Source organism: Streptomyces marincola (assembly GCF_020410765.1).
Lineage (GTDB): Bacteria > Actinomycetota > Actinomycetes > Streptomycetales > Streptomycetaceae > Streptomyces > Streptomyces marincola.
This window is the reverse complement of the sequence record NZ_CP084541.1, coordinates 3216317-3239275: the sequence shown is the minus strand read 5'-3', so window position 1 is coordinate 3239275 and position 22959 is coordinate 3216317. Positions and strand designations below refer to the sequence as shown.

The window sequence follows — 22959 nt, the reverse complement described above, 5'->3', positions numbered from 1 at the left end:
GGTAGGGAGCGCGCTCCTGGCGGACCAGGCAGGCAACTGAGACGGAAACCGAGACGGCACGACGAAGGCCCCCGGCCGTGGATGGCGGCGGGGGCCTTCGGTCAGCCCGGTGAGAGCTGGCGGAGGATACGAGATTCGAACGCCGCCCGTCGGGGTTCACACTCGTTCTGACCTGCGGTGGAGCGATCCGCTTGGCGCCGACCGAACCCGGCCGGACGGGGGTGAATGAGACCAGATCTGAGACCACGCCGCCTGGGACTCGTGGCCGGTCCGGTCCACCTCGCACCTGGTCAGCCGTCCGATTCTCTGGTTGCCGAGGCGCAGGCAAGGTGAACGGTTTCGGGTCTGCAGGTCATCCGGGATTCGTCGTCGTCCGTGCGGGCCCCGCCTCGGCACGCGGACGGCTTGGCCGTCCGTCGGTCGGCCCGGAAGGACGTCGAGGTCGGGCGACGGATGCCGGGGTCGGGTGATTCGTGCCGGAGATGGGCGGGGCTGAGGGTCCCGGCCGGGCGGGTGCAGCCGACGCAGTAGCAGCCAGGTCGTTGAGAGCTGCGTTGACAACCGGCCAGCACATGTCGACCGTGTCGCGGTTGGGCCCGTGTCCGGTTCGTCGTTCTGCCGTTGGATGCACCAGGTTGCGGTAGTGTCGCACGAGTTCCGAAGCCAGCTTCGCGTCGTGCTCGATCCAACCGTTGTCGTGTGCGAGATCGACGAGCTCCTTCAGACCCATGTCCTCCGGTCGCTTTCTCAACGTCCGAGTAACTGCGCGCACCTGGGCGACGTGCACGAGAACCCCTTCCAAGAGGCTGCCCAGCATGATCACGGCTGCCGTGTACGCACTGTGCTCGTAACACGTGTGCGCCTCGTCGAGCCTGGTCTGGACTGCCGTTGCCAACGCCGGGTCGCTGATGACCTGCGACACGGAGACCTGCAGTTCGACCCTGGGCATCCGCACTGGCTCGTTGGCACCGGCCTCGACCGGTACGAGGATCGGCTGTCCCTCCGCGTAGCCGATTCGCCATCCTTCCAGGGCCAGAACTTCGTCGAGCCGGGCGACAGTGGCCTTGTACTCGCGTGGCTGGCCGACATACTCACGTCGGTCGGCGAGTCGCAGCACTGCCCTCAGGGTATCGCCCTCGCCCTCCTCCTGGTGTTCGCGAAGCAGCCCGAGCGTCCACTGGTGCCGCGGTGTGCCGTCGGGGTCGGGGACGTCCTCCCACTTCGCGCGGCGCAGGAACTCGGCGATCTCGTAGCCCTTGCGGTACAGCAGCGGTGAATCGTCGCCGCAGATCAAGGAGGCGATCTCGATGAGGACGCTCTCGTCGAACGACTGGCTCATGTCAGGTCTCCTCGGGCGTCATCGGCGGACAGATCCTCGTCATCGGTCGTTTCGTCATCAACGTCCGCGTCCTGCGCCTCGTCGTACAAGGCGACTGGGTTCCAGGTGCTCGCCCCATCAGAGGCAAACTGTTCGAATCCGGCCGTGCCCGGCTGGATATCGAGCGCTGCGAGCTTGCGCCACAGGGGTGCGAGAGCCTGGTCGGGTGCCAGCGCGAACTCGCTGCTGCGCACTCGCCAGAACGTCCATCCCGCACGCCGCAGGTCCCGCTCACGCTCGTAGTCCTCCTGGCGCTTCTTGCTGGTGGTGTGGTGAGGGCTGCCATCACACTCCACGGCCAGCCGCGCGTTCTCCCCGACCACGACCAGGTCGATGAACTTGCCAGCGACCTCCCACTGGGGAAGAACGTGGTACCCGCGCCGCCTGATCTCCAAGAAGACCTTCTGCTCGAACAGCGAGTCGAACGGGTCGCACCTCTCATCGGGAGTGACCGCCGCCAAGGTCGGCGGTGCGGGGTGCAGGGCCGGCGGGTTCTGCATGTAGGTGAGCAGGGAGTGTCGCAGATCCTTGCTACTCAGCTGGTCCGGGGTCACGGAGGTGAAGAGCCACATCTGATCACGGCCACGGCTCGCCGCGACGTTGAAGCGCCTGCCGTCGTTCAAGCCGGTCAGCGCCCGGGCGTGGTCGCCGTCCACCACCATGGAGAGCAGGATCACGTCCCGCTCGTCCCCCTGGAACTGTTCGGCGGTCCCGACTCGGATGTTGTGTCGCTCACTTGCTTCAGGACCGATCTCCGCATCGATCAGGTCCTCCAGCAACCGTGTCTGCGCACCGGACCGCAGGACGATGACGCCGATGCTCCGACCCGCGTACGCAGGGTCGCTGATCAGCTCCCGCAGCTTGCCGACCAGCCGTTCCGCCTCGGGCCGGTTGACGAGGCGCTCACGCGCCCCCTCGCAGTAGCCTTCGCGCACATGGACGACTTCCAGGGGCCTCAGCCGGTCGGCGCCGTACTGGCGCAGGGGAACCAACTCGTTGTCCGGGTAGAACTGCTGCGAGGACCACTTGATGATCTCCGGCATGCAACGGAAGTGCTCGGTCAACCGGATGACCTCGGGGAAGCGAGCGGACAGCAACTCGTACAGGTTCGATTTCGGGTTGAAGCCGTCTCGCTGCCAGTCGGTGAAGCCGGCAAGCCGCTCATCGACCTTCTGGTTGATCTGGTCGTGCTTGTTGCCGGTGTAGAACGGTGCGCACTGCTTGTCATCACCAACGACGATCACCCGGGGCGCCAACCACAGCAACAGCAGCCCGGACAAGCCGACCTGGCTGGCCTCATCGACGATGACGACGTCGAACGCGTCGGGTTCCGGATCCAGCATCTCGACCACCTGACGCAGCGGCATGACCCACGCGGGCACCGCTCCCCGTGCGTCACGCATCGCGGACCGGGCCGCGGCCAGATGCCGCTTTCCCTGTGCCGTGGCACCCCGGCCGGCATGCGACATCGCAGTGGCGTAGGCGCTCAGCGCCTGCTTCTGCCTGGTGGTCATCCGACTGAGGCAGTGCAGCAGCGCCCGGTCCGCAGCGAGTTGTTCCTTGACACCCTTGAGCTGCGCTTCGACCTCTGCGAGCTCGCGTTCGAGCTGCGGCTCTCGCCCCGGAGACAGCATGCGGTCCATGAAGCGCTTCGCCAGCTGCCAGGACCACGCCTGGTCAAGCGCCGCGAACCGGCCTTGCCACTGCGGGTCGGTGGGCGACGTGGCGAACGCGCGCCCGAGTTCGGGCAGTCCCTCCTGCAAATGTGTGAGCAGCTCGTACGCCTGCCTCCGGTCGGCTTCCCGCAGGTAGGCAGCTCCGACGGCGTCGATCGCCCGGGCGTACGCGGTTGCGTCACGGTTCGACGCTGCTCGGTGGACCTCGGCCAACTCGGGTACATCGGCGCCGCTCGGGTTGGGAAGCGACTCGATCAAGGAAGCGAGTTCACATTCCGCCAGCCTGGCTGACAGCACTAGCCGCGCGCGCTCGGCCGTCTGGCGTACCTCGTTCCACTGTTCCGGGGACCGCACCATGAGCCCCTTCACCCCGGCCTTTACCAGAGCGTCGTGCACGGAACGCGCCGCCCCGGTGAACGAGTCCACCGCCTGCAACAGCGTGTAGCGGTCCAACAACTCGGACAGGAGCACCTCTGAGTCGCCCTCAACCTTTGGAAAAGGGAAGGCCTTCCAGCGCTCTTGGAGCTGTCGCGCGCACTCCCGCAGTTCGAGGTGCACGACCACGGCCTCCACCTCTTCGGCCGTCCGCGGGACGCGGCCGTCGACGCGGCAGTTCTCCAGCAGGGGACGAGCCTGCTTGTGGAAGGGCTTCTTCAGCGCCCATCTGCTCGGCTGGCCGTTTGTCCTCAGATACTGCGCGAACTCGCGGGCAGCCGCCCGCTGGTGCGGCTCTTCGGTCTGCGATACCTGCGGCAGCACGACCTCCATCAGAGGCATGCTGAGCAGTTGGTCACGTTTCTCCTTGGCGCGGGCGGAGTGGCGGCGCACCCCTTCCCATAGCTGCTGACGCTTGTCAGACATGCCGTCGACCAGCGCGGTGGTCTCCCAATGGTCCTGCGGCCACGTCACCGGATCGGCTGGCAGCCCCTCCTGCTGGAGCGCTCGCTCAGCGGTGTCGAGGAGCCTGATGACGGTGTCGATCAATTTCTCTCCTCGTTCCGCCATCGTCAGCGACGCTTCCGAGGGCGCGCTCCCTGACACCTCCAGAGCGGCCTGCAGACTTCGCACGAGTTCTTCGAACCGGGCCGGAGCAGGCAGGGATTCGGGGGCAGGACACAGGAAGGCACGCGAAGTGAGCACCTCGAAACCGTGACGTCCCACGAGTCCGAGGAGCCGCTGGGCTTCTTCGGCCGTGATCGGTGGACGAGTAGATGCAGCCGCTGGCAGCTCGGGAAGCCACTCGTAGGACGCCTCTTGCCCGGAGACCAGTGCAACGATCTCTGCGAGCCGCCCGGAGTACCCCGGTGCCACTGCGGACTCGAGGTGCTCAACCCACTCGGCCTCCCGCAGGTCACGCAGGTCCGCGCGCAGTTCGACCTGCAGTTTCTCCAGGTCCGACCGGTCCTGCTGGTGCCCCTCAATGCGTTCGGCGAGCTGATCGGTTGTCACCGAGGCACTGAGATAGGACAGGGACCGGACGGACTGCCCGAGTTCGTCGCCACCCTCGTACCTGAAATCTCCCTGCAGGACGCAGAGTTGGCGCAGCTTTTGTGGGATCTTGTCGCGCAATACCCTCAGCGCCTGTGCCTTCTCGCTGGTCACCAGGACCCGCTTGCCGTCGGCCAGAAGTGCCGAGATCAGGTTGGCGATGGTGTGGGTCTTGCCGGTCCCGGGCGGTCCCTGGACCACGACACCAGTGTCCTTCTGCAACCGGCTCAGCACTTCGCGCTGTGCTCGGTTGACCGGGAGCGGGAACAACGGATCTGGTCCGAGCGCGGCCTCGAAACCTCCCGCCCCTCCAGCCGCCCAGCCCGTCCGCTCCTCAGGCTCGATCTGGAACAGCAACTGCGCGAGCCCGAGAGGGCTCACAGCGCCCGGTCGAGCCAATCGGCGGGCGATGCCGTCGTAGAACGTGACCAGCGCCCCTTGGCCGCGCTCGCGCAGCACGATCGCCGGCGTGAACGAGACGCTGGGCTCGGCGGGGGAAGTCTCGTCCGGGCGGCTCCAGGAATCGTCGAAGCGGGCCGCGTGCTCCATGCCGAAAGCCCGCTCGCACCAAGAACGCAGCACCTCCAGGGCATCCGTGGACAGAGGGTGGAAGGTGTCTTCCTCGACCCGGGACCGCAGCGCGTTGAGCAACTGTGCCGTGTAGCCGTGGGACTCGTCCAGGAAGTCCCCGTCCTCCAGCCTCGGGCTGTCACCGTCCGACAGCGAGACTGTGATGTGAATCGTCACCGGGTCCACAGCCAGCACCAAGGGGACCGTCAGAACATGCCTGTGCACCCGCTCCCTCTTGCTCCCACGGTCCAAGGACAACAGTCCGGTACTCAGGACTGCCTCGAAGACCTCTCCCTCCCGCTGGATCTGGGTCGCCATGCGGTAGAGGCGGCGGTGTAGCTGCCGGTACGGCTCTTCCGCCTGCTCACGCTGGGCCCAGCGCCTCCACTCGGGAAGCCAGCGGCTGTAGGCGCTCAGTACCTCCAGGGCGTCTTCCCTGGCGATCTCGTCGGTCTCGTAGGTGTTGCCGTCCTCGTCTTCCGCATAACCGCGGCCGGGCCCGACGTCAGCCAAATGAGGGTCCCCGGCTGTTGCGGAGGCCACGTCTTGCGGCTCGATCCAGCCCTGCAACACGTCGGGAACTGTCGGCGCGGGTCGTACCGGATAGTGCTTGACCTTGAACAGCACCCCGCTGGCTGCCAGCTTCGCGGGAACGAGCTCGTCGGGGCATTCGGCAAGCCAGAGCACCTGCTTGTACTTCGAACAGTCACGCACCGGCTTGTAGGAACTGCGTACGAATTCCCGCAGGAACTCGACCAGGTCACGCGTATGCCTGACAACCTGCGGATCATCTGCGCGCAGCACTGGCTGTTTCAAGGCTTACTCCTCCAACTGCCGTCTGTAGAAAGCCTTTCAGGATGTGTGGAAGTCGGTCACAGGGCAAACGTCGCAAGTTGTCGGCGGATGAATCCGGTCATGATCGCCATGATGGATCCATCAGGCAACAGGTCGTGCTGACCTTTGGTGGCTACCTGGCTACACCCAGGTGCTCGCGGAAACATCGGCCAGTTCGAGTACCGATCTGCTGGTTCGAGCAGTATCCGACTCGTCCTTTCTGTCTGAATATTGCCCGGGGGAAGTCTGGCGGCGGCCGTGTCACGGCCGTTGTCGAGGGACAGCGCGTCGCCTATACGTTGACGCTCAGCCTCGTGGTCCGCGCAGCTCTCGACTGACGTCGTCGGACACCCAGAGATGCCCGACGACTGCGTTCGCCTGTTACCTGGTTGCCAGAAGTTCCCCGCGCTCGACGGCTTCGCGGAGGACGGAGGCGATCTCCTGGGGCGGGAGGTTGATCGCGTCGAGGGCTTCGGTGTTTAGGGGGATGTCCTCCAGGAAGTACTCGCCTCGGCCTCCCTGGCTGAACTCGGGGCCGGTGCGGTCCCGGCAGGTGAGGTAGTGGATGGTGAGGTTGGACTCGATGGCGCCGTCCCATTCCGCTTCGCCGAGGTCCTCCCAAGGGGTGCGGGGGTAGGTGCCGGCGTTGTTGACGAGGATGTCGATCGGGCCGAGCTCGGATTCGACCTGGCTGGTCATCGCGGCGACGGCGTTCGGGTCGGTGAGGTCGGCGCTGACCTCGATTCCCGTGCGGCTCTCGCGGCGGACGTCGCCGAGGACGGCGCGGGCCTGGTGGATCTGTGCGAGGTGGTTGACGGCGACGGAGGCTCCGGCGGCGGCCAGGGCTCGGCTGATTGCGGCGCCGATCCCGGTGGCTCCGCTGGTGACCAGGGCGACCCTGCCCTGTAGGGGGAGGGCGGCGATGGGCAGTTCAAGCGGCGTGAGCGCGGTCATCGTCGGGGCCGGTGGCGGGCGCGGGCTGGGTTCGGGTGAAGGTCTCGTTGGCGGCTTCGGGGTCGTGGGCCTCGGGGAGCTTTGCCAACAGCAGGAGCAGGTCGTGGCCGGTGAGGCGGGAAGGCGGAATGACACCGAGGATCCGAAGCGCCAGGAAGTGGCGGATCTGGGCAAGGAATCGGTCTGGGCTCAGGCCGGCCGCTGGGCCGAGGTCGGCTCGGATGCGTAGCAGCAGACGGCCGATCGCTGCCTGGCGTCCGGCGCTGACCGTCCAGGTGTAAGTGACTTCGAGTCGGCGGTGGCGCTCGTCGTGGTCGACGTGTTCGAGGCGCGGGGTGGTGATCGGGGGCAGGTGCAGCGGCAGCGTGCGGGCCTACACGTCGGGCTGGTAGGTCGGCACAGGCCATCCGCCCATGTCGAGCAAGTACCAGAGGAGGATGACGATCTCACCGGCGAGCGTGTTGCGTCCGGCGTACTGGAGGTCGAGCCAGCACAGCGGGTCGGCGATGTTCGGCGCGGTTGGGTCGCCCTGGCTGAGGACGATGACTGAGCCGTACCGAGATTTGTGGAGTCCCTGATGTGCCCGGGGTTCGGCGGAGTCAGGTCGCTGGGCAATCAGTCATTCAGCGCCCCTGGAGGCCCACATGCTCCGCAAGCACGCCGATGCGCAGGCGCGCCAGCGCCAGGCGGCCGGTGACCTGTGGGTCGTGTCGGACTACGTGTTCAACAAGCGTCTCGGTGGCCCGCTGAGCCCGAACACGAACTACCACGACTGGAAGCAGCTACTCACGGACGCGAGCGTGCGGGCAGCTCGCCTGCATGACGCTCGGCACACCTCAGCCACTGTGCTGATGCTGCTCGGCGTCCCGGACCGCGTGATCGACCAGATCATGGGATGGGAACCGGGCACTCCCGCGCGCATGCGGGCGAGGTATCTCCATGAGCCCGACGCGATGCTCAAGGACGTGGCCCAGAAGATCGCGGACACCGTCTGGAGAGCCCTGGCCGCACCCGCTGTGGACAAAAACCAGGGCAACTGGGGCTGAGGCACAACGAAGGCCCCGGCCGTGGAGGCGGCGCGGGGCCTTCGGTCAGCCCGGTGAGAGCTGGGCGGAGGATACGAGATTCGAACTCGTGAGGGTGTGAACCCAACACGCTTTCCAACTGTTCGTATGGGCGTCCGGCAGAGGCTGTCGGCGTCCTGACGTGCGTCGGAGTGACCAGGCTGACCGCGTCCGGACAGCCCCGGAGGGGGCGAATGAGACCAGAACTGAGACCAGCGCTGCTGGCTGTCCCTGCGTCGTGCGCTCGGCGAGAGGCTCCCAAGGCTTCGTCTGCACTCGGCCCTGAGAGGGAAGACTGTTTCTCCGTAGCCACTACGAGCAGCCTTGCCTGACTGTCAGTCCCGATAGCTTGCGGATTGCTTTGAATGCTCCTCACGGGTAGGGCAGATGGTGTTTACTGCCCCTCTAAGGGCTGATCACATGGGGTGAGCATGAGGGGGAGGAACAGGTGGGGCAAGTAGGGAGTGGAGAGGGCGCCTCTCCGGAGCCGTCCAGTGTCAGGAACGAGATCTCCGGACAGGTGACGGGCCCAGCTATCCAGGCAGGGGCGATCCACGGCGACGTGAACATCACGATGACGAATCCACCGTCGATAGCCGAGGCTACGGACCAGGACCTCGCCGAGGAATTGCGCAGGTCGTCACAGATTTGGCGGGCCCGGTTCTCTAGTGTTGACTTGGTCAATCTGCCGCGGATGGCGATGCTTACACAGAGCGACGCGGTGGCGGCTGCGGCAAGGAGGGCCGGACTCGACAGCACGAAGCCGTTCAGGGGGCAGGGTATGGCGCCGGGGGAGTTCGTTCGAATCGTTCGCCCCTTATTTGAGACATGGGATGCGGAGGCGGTAACGCTCTGCGAACGTACGGCAGAGAGGGTGCATCGTGGCCTCCTGATCTCCTTTGAAAGCGCTATGCGCTGCAGTAACCCGCCCGAGGTTCCGCTGAAGGAGCCGACTGGAGTCCTAACTAGGGATCCCCACCTCGTTTTTCGAATCGGGGCAAGGAGGGTGATTATCACCTTCGACCCGCGTTGGCTGACGACTTCGACAGCGACTACAACGCTCCATGAAGCTGCCCGGGAGCCCCTAATGTTTTCGGGTATTGGATCCGTTGCGTCGGTCTCTGAAGGGGGATGCATTCGGATCTCCGCGCTTGTGTTCGGGCAGCCGGAGACGCCGGCGCAGGCTGAGTTTGAGTATGCGAAGAACTCTATTTTTCCAGTGCCATCTGGTTTGGCATCGGCAGACTTTCGTAACGAGTTGTCGATGTCGCGGCTATCGCAGGTCAATGAGGATCAAGCACGGGAAAGGGGAAGTGTGAGCGGCAAGAGCATCGCTCTGCTATTTGATGAAGATAAGGTGCTGCCGGGGCAGGTCGACCGAGACGTGTTGACCCAGGTCTCGCGGGTTGTTCCCGAGTATCGACGTGATCTGGGTGTGGCCGTTGCAAGTCTGATCTTCGGCAATGACGGTGCTTCGGCTTCTGACCTCGCTGCGCATTTCCTTGCTCGGGACCCCGCGCTCTGGAAGTCCTTTACGGTGCCGGGTCTCACCACCCTCATCAGGTCCTGCAACCTCGCTGTCTCTACTGTTTCTGGGCTCAGTCAGGAGCAGGCGTCAGATCTGCACGAGGTGATGAGTGAGGCAGTTGCCAGTTATCTCGGATATGTCGAGGTGGATAGAGATTTGCCCCTACATGATCAGACGCTTCCGGTGCACGACGATTACCATGTTGTCGGCTCCGAGTTGCGACTGGTCTATAGCGCAGCAAGGCGTGTTGTTGAGGAGGCTAATGGTGAGGACCTCGAAGCGCCCCTGAGTGAATGGCGACAACGAGGTTTGTTTCGCGACGTGAAATGGGAAGAGGATCTGGAACGGTCTGCGGATGAGGAGAGGGAGGCGTCGATGCTTATCGAGGCTTGGCTGAAGGCGCAGTCTGGAAATGATTTGCTTGGTTGATCGGCCCGAAAGCGCGGGCCCTGCTGACCTAGATGTTGAGCGCCTCTGGGAATTCACCCCGCAGCGCTGCTCGTGGGTCGGCATGGTTCGGGTGCGAGCCCTCGTTCCGGCCCTTGTGCTGGGGCATGTCGAAGCGGATGCGGGCCCCAAAGGGTGGCGACTGGTCGGTCGGCCCCTGCCCTGTCATTGGCGCTGCGGGCGTGCTTGACGGTGCATGTGTACGACGTGCCCGCGGGATGGAGCCCCTTCGGTCAGCGGCCGAGGATCGCCTCGCGCGCGGCGCGTGCCCAGATGGACTGTTGGCGGGTGGTGAAGCCCATGCGGTTCCAGTGGAAGAGGATGTGCCTGGCCAGGATGCTGCGCAGCCCGAGGTCAAGTTTGCCGGCGTGGGCGGCGTTTCCGAGGGCTCGTCCGGTGCTCCGCACATCGGTGAACCAGGTTCGCAGTGGCGTCAGGGGACCGTCGGAGAGAAGCGCGTCGGTGTCGAGGGTGAGGAGGCGTCGCAGTGGGTGCGCCATGCGACCGATTTGGTTGCGAGGCACGTCAGGGGGTAGTGGTCGGCTTGCTTCGACTCGACCCCAGATGTCTCCCTGTTCGCCCCCCTCCAGTTCGGCGGCGCGCAGGAGCGTGGTGATGAGAAGAAAAGACGTCTCTTTAGGTCCCAGGAGATCGCCGCTGCCGTCTGTCGCCTGCTGGTGGTAGTCGAGAACTCCGACGCTGTCTGTATGGAACAACGCGTGCGCGAGCGTCATGCCGTACGGGCCGCCGAACGCGACCGTCTCAGGCTCGTACAGGGAGGGCCACCATCGTTCGACAACGCCTCGGGATGCTGCGTGGTCGAGAGCTTCGGCGATGTTTCTGACGGTGTCCTCGCTCCGCGCGTCCGTGTCCGGCTGGACGCGTAGGCGCCAGCAGGGGTACTTGCGCACGAACCACCAAGCTCCGACCGGGCCGGTACGCAGGGACGGCAAGAGGGAATCACGAAAGGCATGTTCCGCGGTGGGGTAGTCGGCGAACTCGATGTTCACCTGTTGCCAGCCCGCAGGCTGGGTATCGAGCGCGGCCAGGCCCGCGCTGCGGTAGCGGTCAGCCATCTCGGCGAGCCGGGTCGGGGAGACGCCCGCCCTGGGGGCGGCTTCGCCCACCGGCGTTCCGGTCAGGACGGACAGGATGGCGTCTTCCATCGTGGAGGCGTCCTTGTGGTCCACTTCGTCATCTCCTCAGCACAGGAGCAGGCAGGCATCCCAGTCAGTGGCGGGCTCGGAGTCCGCTTCGGCGCTCTGGAATGCCAGGGCTGCTCCTGCCGTCCCCTCGAGAAGTCCGTCTTCTTCCGGAGGGTGGAGGGCGATGAAGCGTGCGCGGAGTTCGGGGAGATGGGACGTGAATACGGCGGGGTCCTCCGCGTCCTGGGCGACGCGTTGGGCCGTGCGGAGCAGGCCACCGATGCCGTGGCACAGGCCGCGGTTGGTAAGTCGGTCGAGTTGGAGTGGATCGGAGAGGCATGCGAGGAGTGCCCGCTCGGCCATGCGTTGCCGGTGGGGTTCTCCGAGCGCGATGGCTGCGAGTTGCTGGGCGCGGGCCAGGCCGGGGGTGCCGTAGCACCAGGACGGGGTGGCCGGGTGGGCCGGGACTGTGGTGGTCGCGGTGACCCATCGTGGCCAGCGGATTCCGTGGTGATCGCTCTGGCGTATCCGGTCCAGCCAGCGGCAGATCCGGAGCACGGCATCGTGGTGGCCGGGCACGGTGATGCCGCGCCGTGCGGCGAGCGCGAGGAGTGCGAGCGGGCCGACGATGCCGTGGGCCAGGCCGGCGTTGGCGTGGCCGCCGGGGGTGGGTGCGTCGAGGTGTGTGGGGCCGTGCCAGACCCACCAGCCCGGCAGGGTGTCCCCGTCGGGTCCGGTGATCGGCTCGGTGAGGCGTACCAGGTACTCCAGTACGCCCTTCATCGCATTGCTTTCGGGGGCGCGGCGCAGCAGGAGGGCGCCGAGTCCGGTCAGTCCGCGTAGTAAGTCGTACTCGGCGAAGCTGGTCTGGGCCCCGTCGTCAATGCGCGCGTGGGCGGCGTCCAGTCGACGACGGGTGTGCGCGGCGACGATCGTGTCCAGGGTCTGGAGGGCGCCGGCGTATCGGTCGCTGTCGGCGGCTGCCAGGTGCAGGACGTAGGTCATCGCGGGTGCGCCGAGGAAGAGGCTCGCCTCGGTGCCTTCGATGAGGGGGCCGATGGTGGCGAGCTGGGTGTGCACGGCGTGCCAGGACCCGGTGCCATGGTGGGCCCGTTCGATATGGAGCAGGGCGGCACCGAGTGGGCCGTGGGCGAGCGACTGCCGGGTGGCGTTCAACGGCGAGGCGGTCGTCACCTCGGTGCTCCTTGGTGTCGTGCGGTCCAGGACAGCGCGGCGGTGCGCGCCAGGCGGCGGCAGGTGGCCTCGCCGTCGGGGTCGATGCCTGCGGCGCGGTTGTGGTGCATGTGCAGGAGGGAGGGCAGGACGGCGAGTGGATCGGCGTTGCCCTCGTGGGTGAGGGCGGTGCGGTACTGCTCCAGGGCAGTCCTGCGGCGGGCCCAGGTTGCGGCGACGCGGTCGCCTCCGGGCAGTGAGTGCAGCGTGGCGAGGTCGGTGTCCGGGGCGGACAGGTGTATCGCCCGGTGCTGTAAGTCGCGGGCGGGCGCGGTGCCTTCCGACTTCAGCAGGTTTTCCACCAGCCAGCGGTGGCCGGTGGCCGGGTTGCCGGTGAAGGCCGCCGCGATGTCCACGAAGCTGGCCGCGGTGACGGCCGGGCGCAAGTCGGCCTGGATGACGAGAGCCAGCTGCGCGGTTGCGGCGGCGGAGTCCGCGGCGAAGAAGTGCTCGGCGGCGTCGAGGACGTGTCCCGTTCCGTAACGGCCGGTCTCGGGCTCGTCGGTGTCCCACTGGACGCGACTGATCAGTCCGTCGTCGCGGAGCACCGCCGCCCAGGTCCCGACGCGCTGGGCGGTGTCGCCGAAGGCGTGCGGGCCGGGCAGCTTGAGCCGGAGACGGAGGTGGGTGCCCGAATCGCTGTAGCGGGTGAACCACCATGGCGGTGCGCCGTCCTCCCACTGTTCGAACAACGTGGGCAGGTGCGTGGTCAGGATCTCCGCGGCGCGCTCGGGATGGCTGTAGAGCTTCAGATAGGCCCATGGGGAGGTGCCGGGCAGGCGACCGGAGTGACGGCGAACCACCGTTCCGTGGAACGGAAGTGGGGTGGCGGGCGGGAGGGTGGAGGCGAACGGCATGGTGATCTCGTGTGCGCGGCCGAGCCAGCCGTAGGCGTCCTCCTCCGGTGCCTCGTGCACAGTGACCGTGTCGGTGCGTTCCACCTCGATATGGAGCATTCGCAGGTGCGTGGGGTCGTCGAGGTCGAGGCGCAGGCGCTGGTCGTCGGAGCCGACGAAGACCGTGCGGGGCACCCCGTAGCGGCAGCGCCAGTCCATGAGTCGGCGTATCCAACCAGTGCCATCGTGCGCGCCCAAGTCGCGCTTCTTCAACCGCCAGCAGGCCGGGGACAGGATCGTGCGGCCGACGCGGATCTCGGGCAGGAAGGGCAGGCGAGCGGCGGCTCCCCAGGCGAACGGGGCCAGCACGGCGACGTGCGAGCGGTGGACCTCGGTCACGAAGCGGACCAAGGGGTGTGTGGCGTTGGTGAGTTCCACGGCGTTCAGCACCGACGGCTCGACGCGCCTGCCGGTGGCGAGCGATACCAGGTAGAGGCGTTGGGAGTCCGCGCCGACGGCGAGATCGTCCAAGTGGAGTGTGGCGGCCGGGTTGTGCTCGCCCAGGGAGAGCAGGTGCGGTACGACGGCGGGGGCCCGGCTGACGTTCTGGGTGCGCAACCGCAGCGGTGGACTGGAGACTTGAGCCCGGTCGGCGCCCGCGTCCAGAGTGGGCAAGACGGCGTACGCGGCCAGCGCCCGCTGCCGGTCGGCGTCCTCCAGCGTTGCCAGGAAGCGTCCAGTTGTCGTTCCCGCCGCCAGCGACAGGCCCGCGAGGGACAGTTTGAAGCGGCCCTGCTGCAAGGCGGCCTGGGATGTCGCTAGAACCGTGAAGCACAGCTCGACGTGCGCGGGCACCTGGGAGACATCGCCAACCGCGAGCGCGGCGAAGTCCTCTTCCGCAAGGACGACCTCCCGAACGCCATTCACTGCGGCGTCCTGGGCGAGGGCGAGGAGGTGTTCGTCCCGGCGGGTGGTCGCCAGAACGGGCCGGCTCAGGGCGGAGTCCCGGTAGCCGGCCGGGAAGCCCAGGCCGATGTCGGGGTCGGTGAGATCGCGTAGCGGGACCAGGGCGCCCATGCTGTACCGCTCCAGGAAGCGGGCGCGGTAGTCCTGCCAGGCCACGGGCCCGTTCGGGAACGGCGAGATGCCTGCCATGACTTTCAGGGCGCGCTCCGCCTCACGGGCGACCTCCGTGGGGAGAGCGATGTCGCAGTCCGGGCGCAGGTTCACTGCGAGTACCCGGTCGGTCGCCCCGGTCACGGCCGTCATGCGTTGGGTCGCCTCGGCGCGGATGGTCCGCTGCTCGTCGGCCGGTGCGGCGTCGTGGCGGGTGAGGCGCCGGTGGATCCCGTGAAGTTGCCCGATGGTGGATGCGGCCTCGGGGATGGCGTCCGCGCCGAGGGCGATGAGCTGGGATACAACGTGGCCGAGGGCGTCGTCGGTGGTCATGGGCGCCCGCAGGCTGGTGAGGAGAACGCGGTGCGCGACGAGGTGGCGCAGCATGTCCTCGATCACGGTGGTGGGGGTGTCGGGGTAGTCGGCCCGCAGCTTGTCCACGATGTCCGCGACTGTGATGGGGGTGCGGGCGAGATCGAGCACGGTCTCGACGGCTGGGGTGCGCCGCAGGACCACTTCCACGGGCCCGTCCACACCGGGCTGGTGCGGCACGACGACCTTGGTGCCCCGGATGACGCGGGTGGGGTCGGCCATGACGGGCAGGAGCCGCAGCAGGCCGGGGGTGGTCTCCAGGGCGGTGACGGCGTCGTTCAGCCACTTCGCGTCCGCGCGGGCGGTGACGCGGTGCCGCGTTCCCCAACGGACTTCCACGGTGTCGCCAAGGCGTAAGGGCGCGGCTCCCGCGAACAGGCCGAAGGGAGTGGCGCGGTGCCGCATTCGCAGGAGGTAGCGGACCAGGGACACGACGGCGCGTCGCACCGTACGGGGCCGTTGGATGTGGCCGGCGAGCACGCCGCGCACGGCTTCCGCCAGCCGAGGGCTGGCGACCTCGATGGCCGCCGCCGTGGTGTCGTCGGACCAGATGCGTCCCATCCACTTCCGCCAGCGGTGAACGTCGGCGGCGCTGTCGCCGTCCACGTCCGGCCAGGAGGGCGGCTCTGCCGCCAGCGGATGGGCCGCGGTTCTGATGAGCGCGGCGTCAACGGCGTGGTACATCGCTATGCCTCCTTCCTCGTCGCGGTGTGATGCCGGATCCGGGGCGGCCTCTGGGTACCGCCCCGGACCCCGTGCCGCTTGATCAGCCGCCGATGCAGGTGCTGTTGGAACAAGCGGACTGGCAGGTGGAGGTGCAGCCGTCGCCGGTGTCGTTGAGCAGGCCGGCCACGACCGGCGCGGAAGCGAGGATCTCGATGTCGAGGTCGAAATCCGAGCCGGCTTCGGGCGCGTACTCGATGCCGGTCTTGAGGGTTGCGCTGGTCTGCGGTGCCATCTCGTTCCTCCTGTGAATGTGGTGGTGGCTGTGCCCTTGCTGCCCGGCCCGTGGTGCCATCGGCGCTACGGCCAGGTGATCGTGATCCGCGTGTGCGGCCGGTCGATGACGCGGCCCGCGGGTAGCTGGTCGTCCGGCGTGTCCGCCGGATAGACCCCGATGCGGGCGCGGTTGCCGCGCTGCTCGCGGCCCCAGACCTGGATCTGCTCGACCATCGCGTCGCCGACCGCGTGCGCACGGGGGCCATGAGCGATGACGCCGAGCTCGAACCGGTCGGGGTCGTCGGTCGGCCGGACCGTCCGGTAGGCGAAGCTGTCGCCCTCGACGAGCGTGGGGATGCCGTGCGGGGAGATCGACGCGACCAGCCCCCGGGCACGGGCCGCAGGCTTGCCGGTGAGAAGCGGGAGGTTGTCGAAGACGGTGGTCAACCACAGGTCGAGGTGTTCGTTCGACTCGTCGCCCGCCAGCGTCACCCCGGACCACGTCTCGACGCGCGGAGTGTTCAGGGCGGCGCGCAGGGCCCCGGCGTCGGGCTCCGGGTGACCGTCCAGCCGCAGACCGACCTCCTCGCCCTCGACGTCGTGCATCAGCACCAGGCGGACCCGGTTCTCACCGGCTCCCTGCATGGGGACGAAGCCGCACAGCTCGAACCCGTCGCTGACCAGCCGGTGCCCGCGGCGGACGAACGCCACCGTGCGCGTCATGCCGCGCATCCGCAGCGGGACGACGAGCCGGCCCCCCTCCACGAGCTGGTCCCGCCACGCGGGAGGGATGTCGGCGGCCTGCACCGTGACGATGACGCGGTCGTACGGGGCGTGCTCCGGTACTCCCGCTTCGCCGTCCCCCGTGAGGACGCGGACCCGGCCCTCGTAGCCGGTCTCGTGCAGGAACTTCTCCGCGCGCCCGGTCACCTCCGGGTCGATGTCGGCGGTGACCACCAGACCGTTCTCCCCGACGATCTCAGCCAGGTATGCGGCGTTGACGCCCCCGGAGCCGATCTCCAGAACGCGCATGCCCGGATGGATGTCACCCTGCTCGATCTGCATGGCCTGGATGCGGGGCGCGGACACCGAACTGAGCTGAACGCCGTCGGTGTCCGTCTTCGTGATCACAGCGTGTTCCACGCGGTAGGTCGTCGCCACGTCTTGGTCGGGGGTGGCGAGATGGCGCGGGACCTTCTGGAAGGCGGCCACGGCGCGGCTGTTCCGGAGGGCTCCCATGTCGACGAGCTGCCTGACCATCTCGTCCCGCAGCTGCTGCGCTGGCACAGCGGGTTTCACGTCGTCGGTCGTCATGTCGGGGTGGTTCTCCACGGTTCTCCTTCTCGGCGTTGCGCGCCGGGTCCGGATTGAGGCTGGTGGCGACGTTCGGTAGCGGCGTCGTGACAAGAAAAACGGTGGAGGTGCCGCTCAGGGAAGGAACTTCTGCCGAACTTCGGTCGCGCCGGCAAGGCTGGGTCTGCGGCTCCGCGGCCGAACTCGCCCCTGCCTCCGGACGAAGAGGGCGGTGGCTGCGGAACTTCTGCTGAACTTCCGCGTCAATTCGCAGTCTGCGGGGTCGGGTGCCCAAGCACCCGCTGCCACACTGACCCGTGTGATGGAACTGAACGGACGCCCCGCCAATCCCGAGTCCCTGAAGGCCCTGGCGCTGACCAACTATGGGCACTTCACCTCGATGCGCGTGGACGACCAGCGGGTACGCGGTCTTGCCCTGCACCTGGAGCGGCTCGAACGGGACTGCCGGGCCGTGTTCGACGCCCAGCTCGACACCGACCGCGTACGGGAGTACGTGCGCCGTGCCGTGAACGGGCAGGACGGATCGTTCGTGGTCCGGGTGAGCGTCTTCGACCCGGCCCTGGACATGGGGCACCCGTCATCGCCGGCCACCCCGCACATCCTGGTGACCACGCGCCCCACCGGCCCGATGCCGCTGCCGCCACTGCGCGTGAAAACCGTGCCGTACGTGCGTGATCTGCCCGCCGTCAAGCACCTCGGCCTGTTCGGGGCCCTGCACGCCAGGCGCGCCGCGCAACTGTCGGGCTTCGACGACGCGCTGTTCGCCGGGCCCGACGGCCTCGTGTCCGAGGGCGGCACCTGGAACGTCGGGTTCATCGACGCCGACGGCGCCGTCGTCTGGCCCAAGGGCGAGGTCCTGCCGGGCGTCACCATGGCCTTGCTCCAGCAGCACCATGCCCATACGACGTCGCCCGTGCCGTTGGACGAGGCACGCGCGATGCGGGCCGCGTTCGCCACCAACACCAGCATCGGCGTCCGGGCGATCGCGGCCATCGACGACACCGCGTTGTCGGCCGAGCACCCGGTGCTGGCGTCGCTGCGCGACGCGTACCTGAGCCTGCCGGGCGACCCTGTCTAGGAGCCTTGCCATGGGGGTGGTCCGCTGGACCGGACGAGAGACGAAGGCGCTACGACTCGCGCACCGCATGACGGTCCGGGCGTTCGCCGCGCGGATCGGTGTGAGCGACCGCATGGTCTCCAAGTGGGAGAAGCGCGGTCCCGGCATCGTCCCGCGTCAGGGCACCCAGGCCGCGCTGGACACCCTCTTGTCCGTCGCCGGAACGGAGATTCAGGAGCGGTTCGCCACGCTGATCACCGAGCAGGCCGCATCCGGCGAGGATCCGCGCACGGAGACGTTACTCGCGGCCGACGTTCGCCAGTACCGGCGCCATCCCGTGGACAGCAAGCTGATGGTGCTGGTCGACGAGGGCATCTATCTCTCCGGCCCGGACAACGAGGCCCAGTGGCTCCCCGCTTTCTGGATCGACGTCTTCCCCACCACGAACGCCGACTACGCCCGGTACGTCCAGGACGCCGGCGCGGCGCCGCCCCGGCACTGGGGCGGCGACAGCCGATGTCCGGACAGCGTCCACGACCACCCCGTGGTGTGGGTGACCTGGCACGAGGCCGCCGCCTACGCCGCCTGGGCGGGCAAGTCGCTGCCGACCAGCCGGCAGTGGGAGAAGGCCGCTCGCGGCCCCCGGGGCAACGCGTATCCGTGGGGCGACTCCGCGACCGCCGCCAAATGCAACGTCCGCGAATCCGGGATAGGGCACACCACCGCGGTCAGCCGCTACCAGAGCGGGGTGAGCCCGACGGGCGTCTTCGACCTGTGCGGCAACGTCTGGGAATGGTGCGCCACCGAGTCCCGTCCCGGGCGCTACCAACTGAAGGGCAGCGCCTTCACGAGCCCCTTCGAACGCGCCGCGCCGGCCTCGTTCAACGACGCGTCCGGGAGCATGCGGGACGACGACACCGGCTTCCGCTGCGTCGCAGCGGTGGAGAGCATGCCGCCTGCCGGCTGACCGTGGTGGGGCGCGAGCTCCGCCGATGGACACGGGAACGGTGGCCGGCCGGTTCGTCGGCATCCAGTGCCAGCGATCACCAAGGTCTCCGCGCTGAGTCAGCGGCCTCTGCGCCGAGGTACGCGCGAGACGGGCGGCCAGCGCCCCATCAGCGTCCGCAAAGAGTTGCTTTAGTTGCTTCGGTAGCACCGCGACGAGCAGGTGCGCGAGCGTCTGCGGGCCCGTGGCCTGGAAGCGCCTTACCGGTGAGGGCATGAGCGCAGGGGGTGAGGCGGGGAGGTAGTCCCCGCCTCACCCCCTGCCCGTGTCTCGGTGCTGGGCGGGCTGAGTAGTTGTAGCACCTCTTCGTAGACGCCGTCCGGGTCGTCAGTCTCCAGGATCAGCATGGCCAACACGTCGAGGGCATGGTGGATCTCCCTGTCGGATTCCTTCTTCGCCTGCTCGATTCGTTCGACGTGGCGGGCCACCTCGGGCCGGGCGGAGGCGAACGCGGCGGGCAGCCTGGTGAGAGCGTCGGACAGGTTCCAGCCTTCCGGGACGAAGTACACCGCCTGCGTCGGGTCGTGGCTGAGCACCTTCACAACGGGTTCGGTGATCCGCGGCCCGCTGGTGATCTCCACGTTCAGCAGCAGTTTTGAGGCAGCGCGGTACAAGCTCGTAAGGTCTGGGTCGTGACCTTCGAGGACCACATCGAAGATGGTGATGCTCTCGGAGGAGAGGTGGACGCGCGTGAGCGTGACTGCCACGTCGAGAGACACCTGCTCGGCATCGTAAGTGGCGGTGAAACGGTTGCCGTCACGGCGCAGCATGATGGCCATCGTCTGTTGGGCGTCACCTTGGCGCAGGCAGAGTGACACGGGCTGGAGGCGCTCACGGGTGAAAATCTTCATGCCGTAACCTCCCCCTTCTGCCAGGTCCGACCAAGGGCGTCACTGTGGTCGTCGCTGTGACCGTGCTGCTGGGTGCAGGGCAGGCGGTCGGGCCAGGTGTCGTCGGTATCCGACTGGCCGTCCGTACGGTTGCCGGTCAGCGGATCGCGGCCGGGGCGTCGCTCCAGACACTCGGAACCGACAAGGCTGGTGAGGAGCGTGCGTAGCGGGGACTCGACATGGGTGCGCAGGCCGGTGATCTCCGCCGTGTGCTTGGCGATGAGTTCCGGGAGTTCTTTGAGCACGACCTGTGGGGCGCCAGCCTGTCGGCAGGTGGTGACCAGGTCATCGGCCACCTTCGCGATGACCTGTTTCCCGATCGGGGTGACCTGGCCGTTCTCAACGATGAGGGTGTCCGGCGGGAGTGTGTCGAGGGCAATGTCGTTGGTGGGCATGATCGTTCTCCTCACCTATCGCTTAAAGCCAAAGAGGGCCTACCCACGGGCTGACCAGGTGCCTGTGCTCCATCCGAGGGGTATCCGGCCGAGCCTCGTTACGGGGTGTCAGGCACCCGGACGTCTGGTGGCCAACCCGGCCGCGCGAGCAACTGGAGCAGGGCCCGTGATCGACGGGCCGCCGGATCTGGGGAGGGCGCGAGGCCCGGAGCACGGCACAGGGATGCGTCGCTCGGCAGGCGCTGCGGGCGTTGTACGCCCGCGTCCATGCCGGTCCGATCACGGCGAATGAGACGGAAACCGAGACGGCACGACGAAGGCCCCCGGCCGTGGATGGCGGCGGGGGCCTTCGGTCAGCCCGGTGAGAGCTGGCGGAGGATACGAGATTCGAACTCGTGAGGGTGTGAACCCAACACGCTTTCCAAGCGTGCGCCCTAGGCCTCTAGGCGAATCCTCCGCCGGACACGATACAAGACAACGTCGCGTGGTCGCGAACCACTGGACCCGGGGGCCGGGGGAGGCCGAGTCGTCCGGTAGGGTGGGGCACAGCCCCTCACGCGGCGCTATCTCGCTGAAACCCCCCAGGGCCGGAAGGCAGCAAGGGTAGGTGAGCTCTGGCGGGTGCGTGAGGGGCCCTTCGTCTGTCAGCGGTGGCCTATATCGTCGGAGTCGTGTCCTCCCTCGCGCTGTACCGACGTTACCGACCCGAGACCTTCGCCGAGGTCATCGGGCAGGAGCACGTCACCGATCCCCTCCAGCAGGCCCTGCGGAACAACCGGGTCAACCACGCCTACCTCTTCAGCGGGCCCAGGGGCTGCGGCAAGACGACCAGTGCGCGCATTCTCGCCCGCTGCCTCAACTGCGAGCAGGGACCGACCCCCACGCCCTGCGGCGAGTGCCGGTCGTGCCTCGACCTCGCGCGGAACGGGCCCGGGTCCATCGATGTGATCGAGATCGACGCCGCCTCGCACGGTGGCGTCGACGACGCGCGGGAGCTGCGGGAGAAGGCCTTCTTCGGGCCCGCGGCCAGCCGCTACAAGATCTACATCATCGACGAGGCGCACATGGTCACCCCGGCGGGGTTCAACGCCCTGCTGAAGGTGGTGGAGGAGCCGCCTGAGCACCTCAAGTTCATCTTCGCGACCACCGAGCCCGAGAAGGTCATCGGCACCATCAGGTCGCGGACCCACCACTACCCGTTCCGGCTCGTGCCGCCCGGGACGCTGCGCGAGTACCTGGGCGAGGTGTGCGAACGGGAGTCGATCCCGGTCGACGGAGCCGTGCTGCCGCTGGTGGTACGGGCCGGCGCCGGTTCCGTGCGGGACTCCATGTCGGTCATGGACCAGCTGCTCGCCGGGGCCGGTGCGGACGGGGTCACGTACGAGATGGCCACGTCGCTGCTCGGCTACACCGACGGCGCGCTGCTCGACGCGGTGGTCGACGCCTTCGCCGCGGGGGACGGCGCCGCCGCGTTCGAGGTCGTGGACCGGGTGATCGAGGGCGGTCACGACCCGCGGCGGTTCGTGACGGACCTGCTGGAGAGACTGCGCGATCTGCTGATCCTCGCGGCCGTGCCGGACGCCGCGGACAAGGGCCTGATCGACGTGCCCGCGGACGTGCTGGAACGGATGAGCGGCCAGGCCGGCGCCATGGGCCCGGCGGAGCTGAGCCGGGCGGCGGACCTGGTCAACGCGGGGTTGACCGAGATGCGGGGTGCCACGTCCCCGCGCCTCCAGCTGGAGCTGATCTGCGCCCGGGTGCTGCTGCCCGCGGCGTACGGCGACGAGCAGGCGCTGCTCAGCCGCCTGGACCGGCTGGAACGCGGCGTGGCGCTCGCTCCGGCCCCCGCGCCGGCCGCACCGCAGCCGCAGGCACCACCGCAGCCGCAGCAACAGCCGCAGCCGCAGGCCCACGCCCCGGCCGCCGAGCCGCCGCCGGCCGCGGTCGCGCCCCCGCAGCCGCCCCCGCCGCGTTCCGAGCCCCGGCCGCAGCCGGGGGCCCGGCCGGGCGCGTGGCCGACCGCGTCCCGGGCGCCCGTTCCGAACGCTCCGGCGCCCGCGCCGGCGGCGCCCGCCGCGCCGCCCGCCCGGCCCGCCCAGTCCGCTCAGCCCGGCGTCGCCGGTGGGCCCGACCAGGACCGGGTGCGGCAGATGTGGCCGACCGTGCTGGACGCCGTCAAGGGCAAACGGCGCTTCACCTGGATCCTGCTCAGCCAGAACGCGCAGGTGCTCGGCGTGGACGGCGGGGTGCTGCGGCTCGGGTTCACGACGCCGGGGGCACGGGACAGCTTCGTGAACGGCGGCAGCGAGGACGTGCTGCGGCAGGTCCTGAGCGAGGCGCTGGGCGTGCAGTGGCGGGTCGAGGCGGTCGTCGACCCCGGCGGCGGTGGTGGCGGTGGTGGCGGTGGTGGCGGCGGGCGCCCGGTTCCGCCCGCACCGCAGCCCGTGGCCCCCAGGCCCGCGCCCTCGGCCCCGCGACCGGCCGCGGCCCCCGTTCCCGCGTCCGAGCCGACCGCGCCGCCGCAGCCGCCGCCGGGGCCCGAGCCGGCCGGGCCGCCGCCCGTGGCGGTCGAGGACGACGTGCCCGCGGACGACGACCCGGACCTCGACGAGACGGCGCTCAGTGGATATGAGTTGATCGTCAAGGAACTGGGGGCGACCGTTATCGAGGAGTTTCAGCACGAGTGAGATTGCGGAGGCCCGAGCCCGTAGGCTCAA

16 protein-coding genes, 1 tRNA gene, 1 other RNA gene and 1 pseudogene are annotated in these 22959 nt (G+C 68.3%); 8 read left to right on the top strand and 11 right to left on the bottom strand.

Annotated features, from left to right (window positions below; all coding sequences use genetic code 11):
• Positions 1-352: 352 nt before the first annotated feature.
• The 3 genes from LC193_RS13860 to LC193_RS13850 form a co-directional block, all read right to left on the bottom strand.
• Complete coding sequence (locus tag LC193_RS13860) at positions 353-1339, bottom strand: hypothetical protein (protein WP_226074396.1); 987 nt, start codon at positions 1337-1339, stop codon at positions 353-355.
• Entirely contained in the window at positions 1336-5928 is a 4593-nt protein-coding gene (locus LC193_RS13855) for an AAA domain-containing protein (protein WP_226074394.1), read from the bottom strand. The genes LC193_RS13860 and LC193_RS13855 overlap by 4 nt, the downstream gene beginning before the upstream one ends.
• A 399-nt stretch (positions 5929-6327) precedes the next feature.
• On the bottom strand, positions 6328-6900 hold the full coding sequence (locus LC193_RS13850) for an SDR family NAD(P)-dependent oxidoreductase (RefSeq protein ID WP_226074393.1): 573 nt from the start codon (positions 6898-6900) through the stop codon (positions 6328-6330).
• Between LC193_RS13850 and LC193_RS13845 the strand changes: the two genes are divergently transcribed.
• The 4 genes and pseudogenes from LC193_RS13845 (at position 6887) to LC193_RS13830 (ending at position 9921) form a co-directional block, all read left to right on the top strand.
• A complete protein-coding gene (locus LC193_RS13845) occupies positions 6887-7129 on the top strand; it encodes a hypothetical protein (protein WP_226074392.1) in 243 nt (80 codons plus the stop codon). The genes LC193_RS13850 and LC193_RS13845 overlap by 14 nt on opposite strands.
• A gap of 69 nt (positions 7130-7198) precedes the next feature.
• On the top strand, positions 7199-7450 hold the full coding sequence (locus LC193_RS13840) for a hypothetical protein (RefSeq protein WP_226074391.1): 252 nt from the start codon (positions 7199-7201) through the stop codon (positions 7448-7450).
• A 43-nt stretch (positions 7451-7493) separates the two neighbouring features.
• Positions 7494-7946 (top strand): annotated as a pseudogene (locus tag LC193_RS13835) (tyrosine-type recombinase/integrase); the annotation flags it as partial.
• 1024 nt (positions 7947-8970) lie between these two features.
• Positions 8971-9921, top strand: coding sequence for a hypothetical protein (locus LC193_RS13830; protein ID WP_226074390.1), 951 nt, complete (start codon positions 8971-8973; stop codon positions 9919-9921).
• Between the two features lie 251 nt (positions 9922-10172).
• Here the strand turns inward: LC193_RS13830 and LC193_RS13825 are convergent, their stop codons facing one another.
• From LC193_RS13825 to fxlM, 5 genes are all read right to left on the bottom strand, one after another.
• Positions 10173-11129, bottom strand: coding sequence for a thiopeptide-type bacteriocin biosynthesis protein (locus tag LC193_RS13825; RefSeq protein ID WP_226074389.1), 957 nt, complete (start codon positions 11127-11129; stop codon positions 10173-10175).
• Positions 11130-11141: 12 nt separating this feature from the next.
• Complete coding sequence (locus LC193_RS13820) at positions 11142-12278, bottom strand: lanthionine synthetase C family protein (protein ID WP_226074388.1); 1137 nt, start codon at positions 12276-12278, stop codon at positions 11142-11144.
• Positions 12275-15325 carry a lantibiotic dehydratase gene (locus tag LC193_RS13815; protein WP_226074387.1) on the bottom strand — a complete coding sequence of 1017 codons (3051 nt, stop codon included), beginning with the start codon at positions 15323-15325 and terminating at the stop codon, positions 12275-12277. Before LC193_RS13815 ends, LC193_RS13820 begins: the two co-directional genes overlap by 4 nt.
• Before the next feature lie 82 nt (positions 15326-15407).
• Positions 15408-15599, bottom strand: coding sequence for an FxLD family lanthipeptide (locus LC193_RS13810; RefSeq protein WP_226074386.1), 192 nt, complete (start codon positions 15597-15599; stop codon positions 15408-15410).
• A gap of 65 nt (positions 15600-15664) precedes the next feature.
• Positions 15665-16912 carry a methyltransferase, FxLD system gene (gene fxlM / locus LC193_RS13805; protein ID WP_318842154.1) on the bottom strand — a complete coding sequence of 416 codons (1248 nt, stop codon included), beginning with the start codon at positions 16910-16912 and terminating at the stop codon, positions 15665-15667.
• Between the two features lie 280 nt (positions 16913-17192).
• On the opposite strand from fxlM, the gene LC193_RS13800 reads away from it, so the two are divergent.
• Entirely contained in the window at positions 17193-17972 is a 780-nt protein-coding gene (locus tag LC193_RS13800; protein ID WP_404819413.1) for an aminotransferase class IV family protein, read from the top strand.
• Positions 17973-17982: 10 nt separating this feature from the next.
• Positions 17983-18918, top strand: coding sequence for an SUMF1/EgtB/PvdO family nonheme iron enzyme (locus tag LC193_RS13795; protein WP_226074385.1), 936 nt, complete (start codon positions 17983-17985; stop codon positions 18916-18918).
• Positions 18919-19157: 239 nt separating this feature from the next.
• On the opposite strand, the gene LC193_RS13790 is transcribed toward LC193_RS13795, so the two are convergent.
• The 3 genes from LC193_RS13790 to LC193_RS13780 all read right to left on the bottom strand — a co-directional run bounded on the left by LC193_RS13790 (position 19158) and on the right by LC193_RS13780 (position 20699).
• Positions 19158-19808, bottom strand: coding sequence for a hypothetical protein (locus tag LC193_RS13790; RefSeq protein ID WP_226074384.1), 651 nt, complete (start codon positions 19806-19808; stop codon positions 19158-19160).
• Positions 19805-20242 carry a hypothetical protein gene (locus LC193_RS13785; protein ID WP_226074383.1) on the bottom strand — a complete coding sequence of 146 codons (438 nt, stop codon included), beginning with the start codon at positions 20240-20242 and terminating at the stop codon, positions 19805-19807. The genes LC193_RS13790 and LC193_RS13785 overlap by 4 nt, the downstream gene beginning before the upstream one ends.
• 369 nt (positions 20243-20611) lie before the next feature.
• Positions 20612-20699 (bottom strand) — tRNA-Ser (locus LC193_RS13780).
• 87 nt (positions 20700-20786) lie between these two features.
• On the opposite strand from LC193_RS13780, the gene ffs reads away from it, so the two are divergent.
• An RNA gene (ffs, locus tag LC193_RS13775) (signal recognition particle sRNA small type) lies at positions 20787-20883 on the top strand.
• Positions 20884-20913: 30 nt separating this feature from the next.
• Entirely contained in the window at positions 20914-22929 is a 2016-nt protein-coding gene (locus LC193_RS13770) for a DNA polymerase III subunit gamma and tau (protein WP_226074382.1), read from the top strand.
• The last annotated feature ends 30 nt before the right edge of the window (positions 22930-22959 follow it).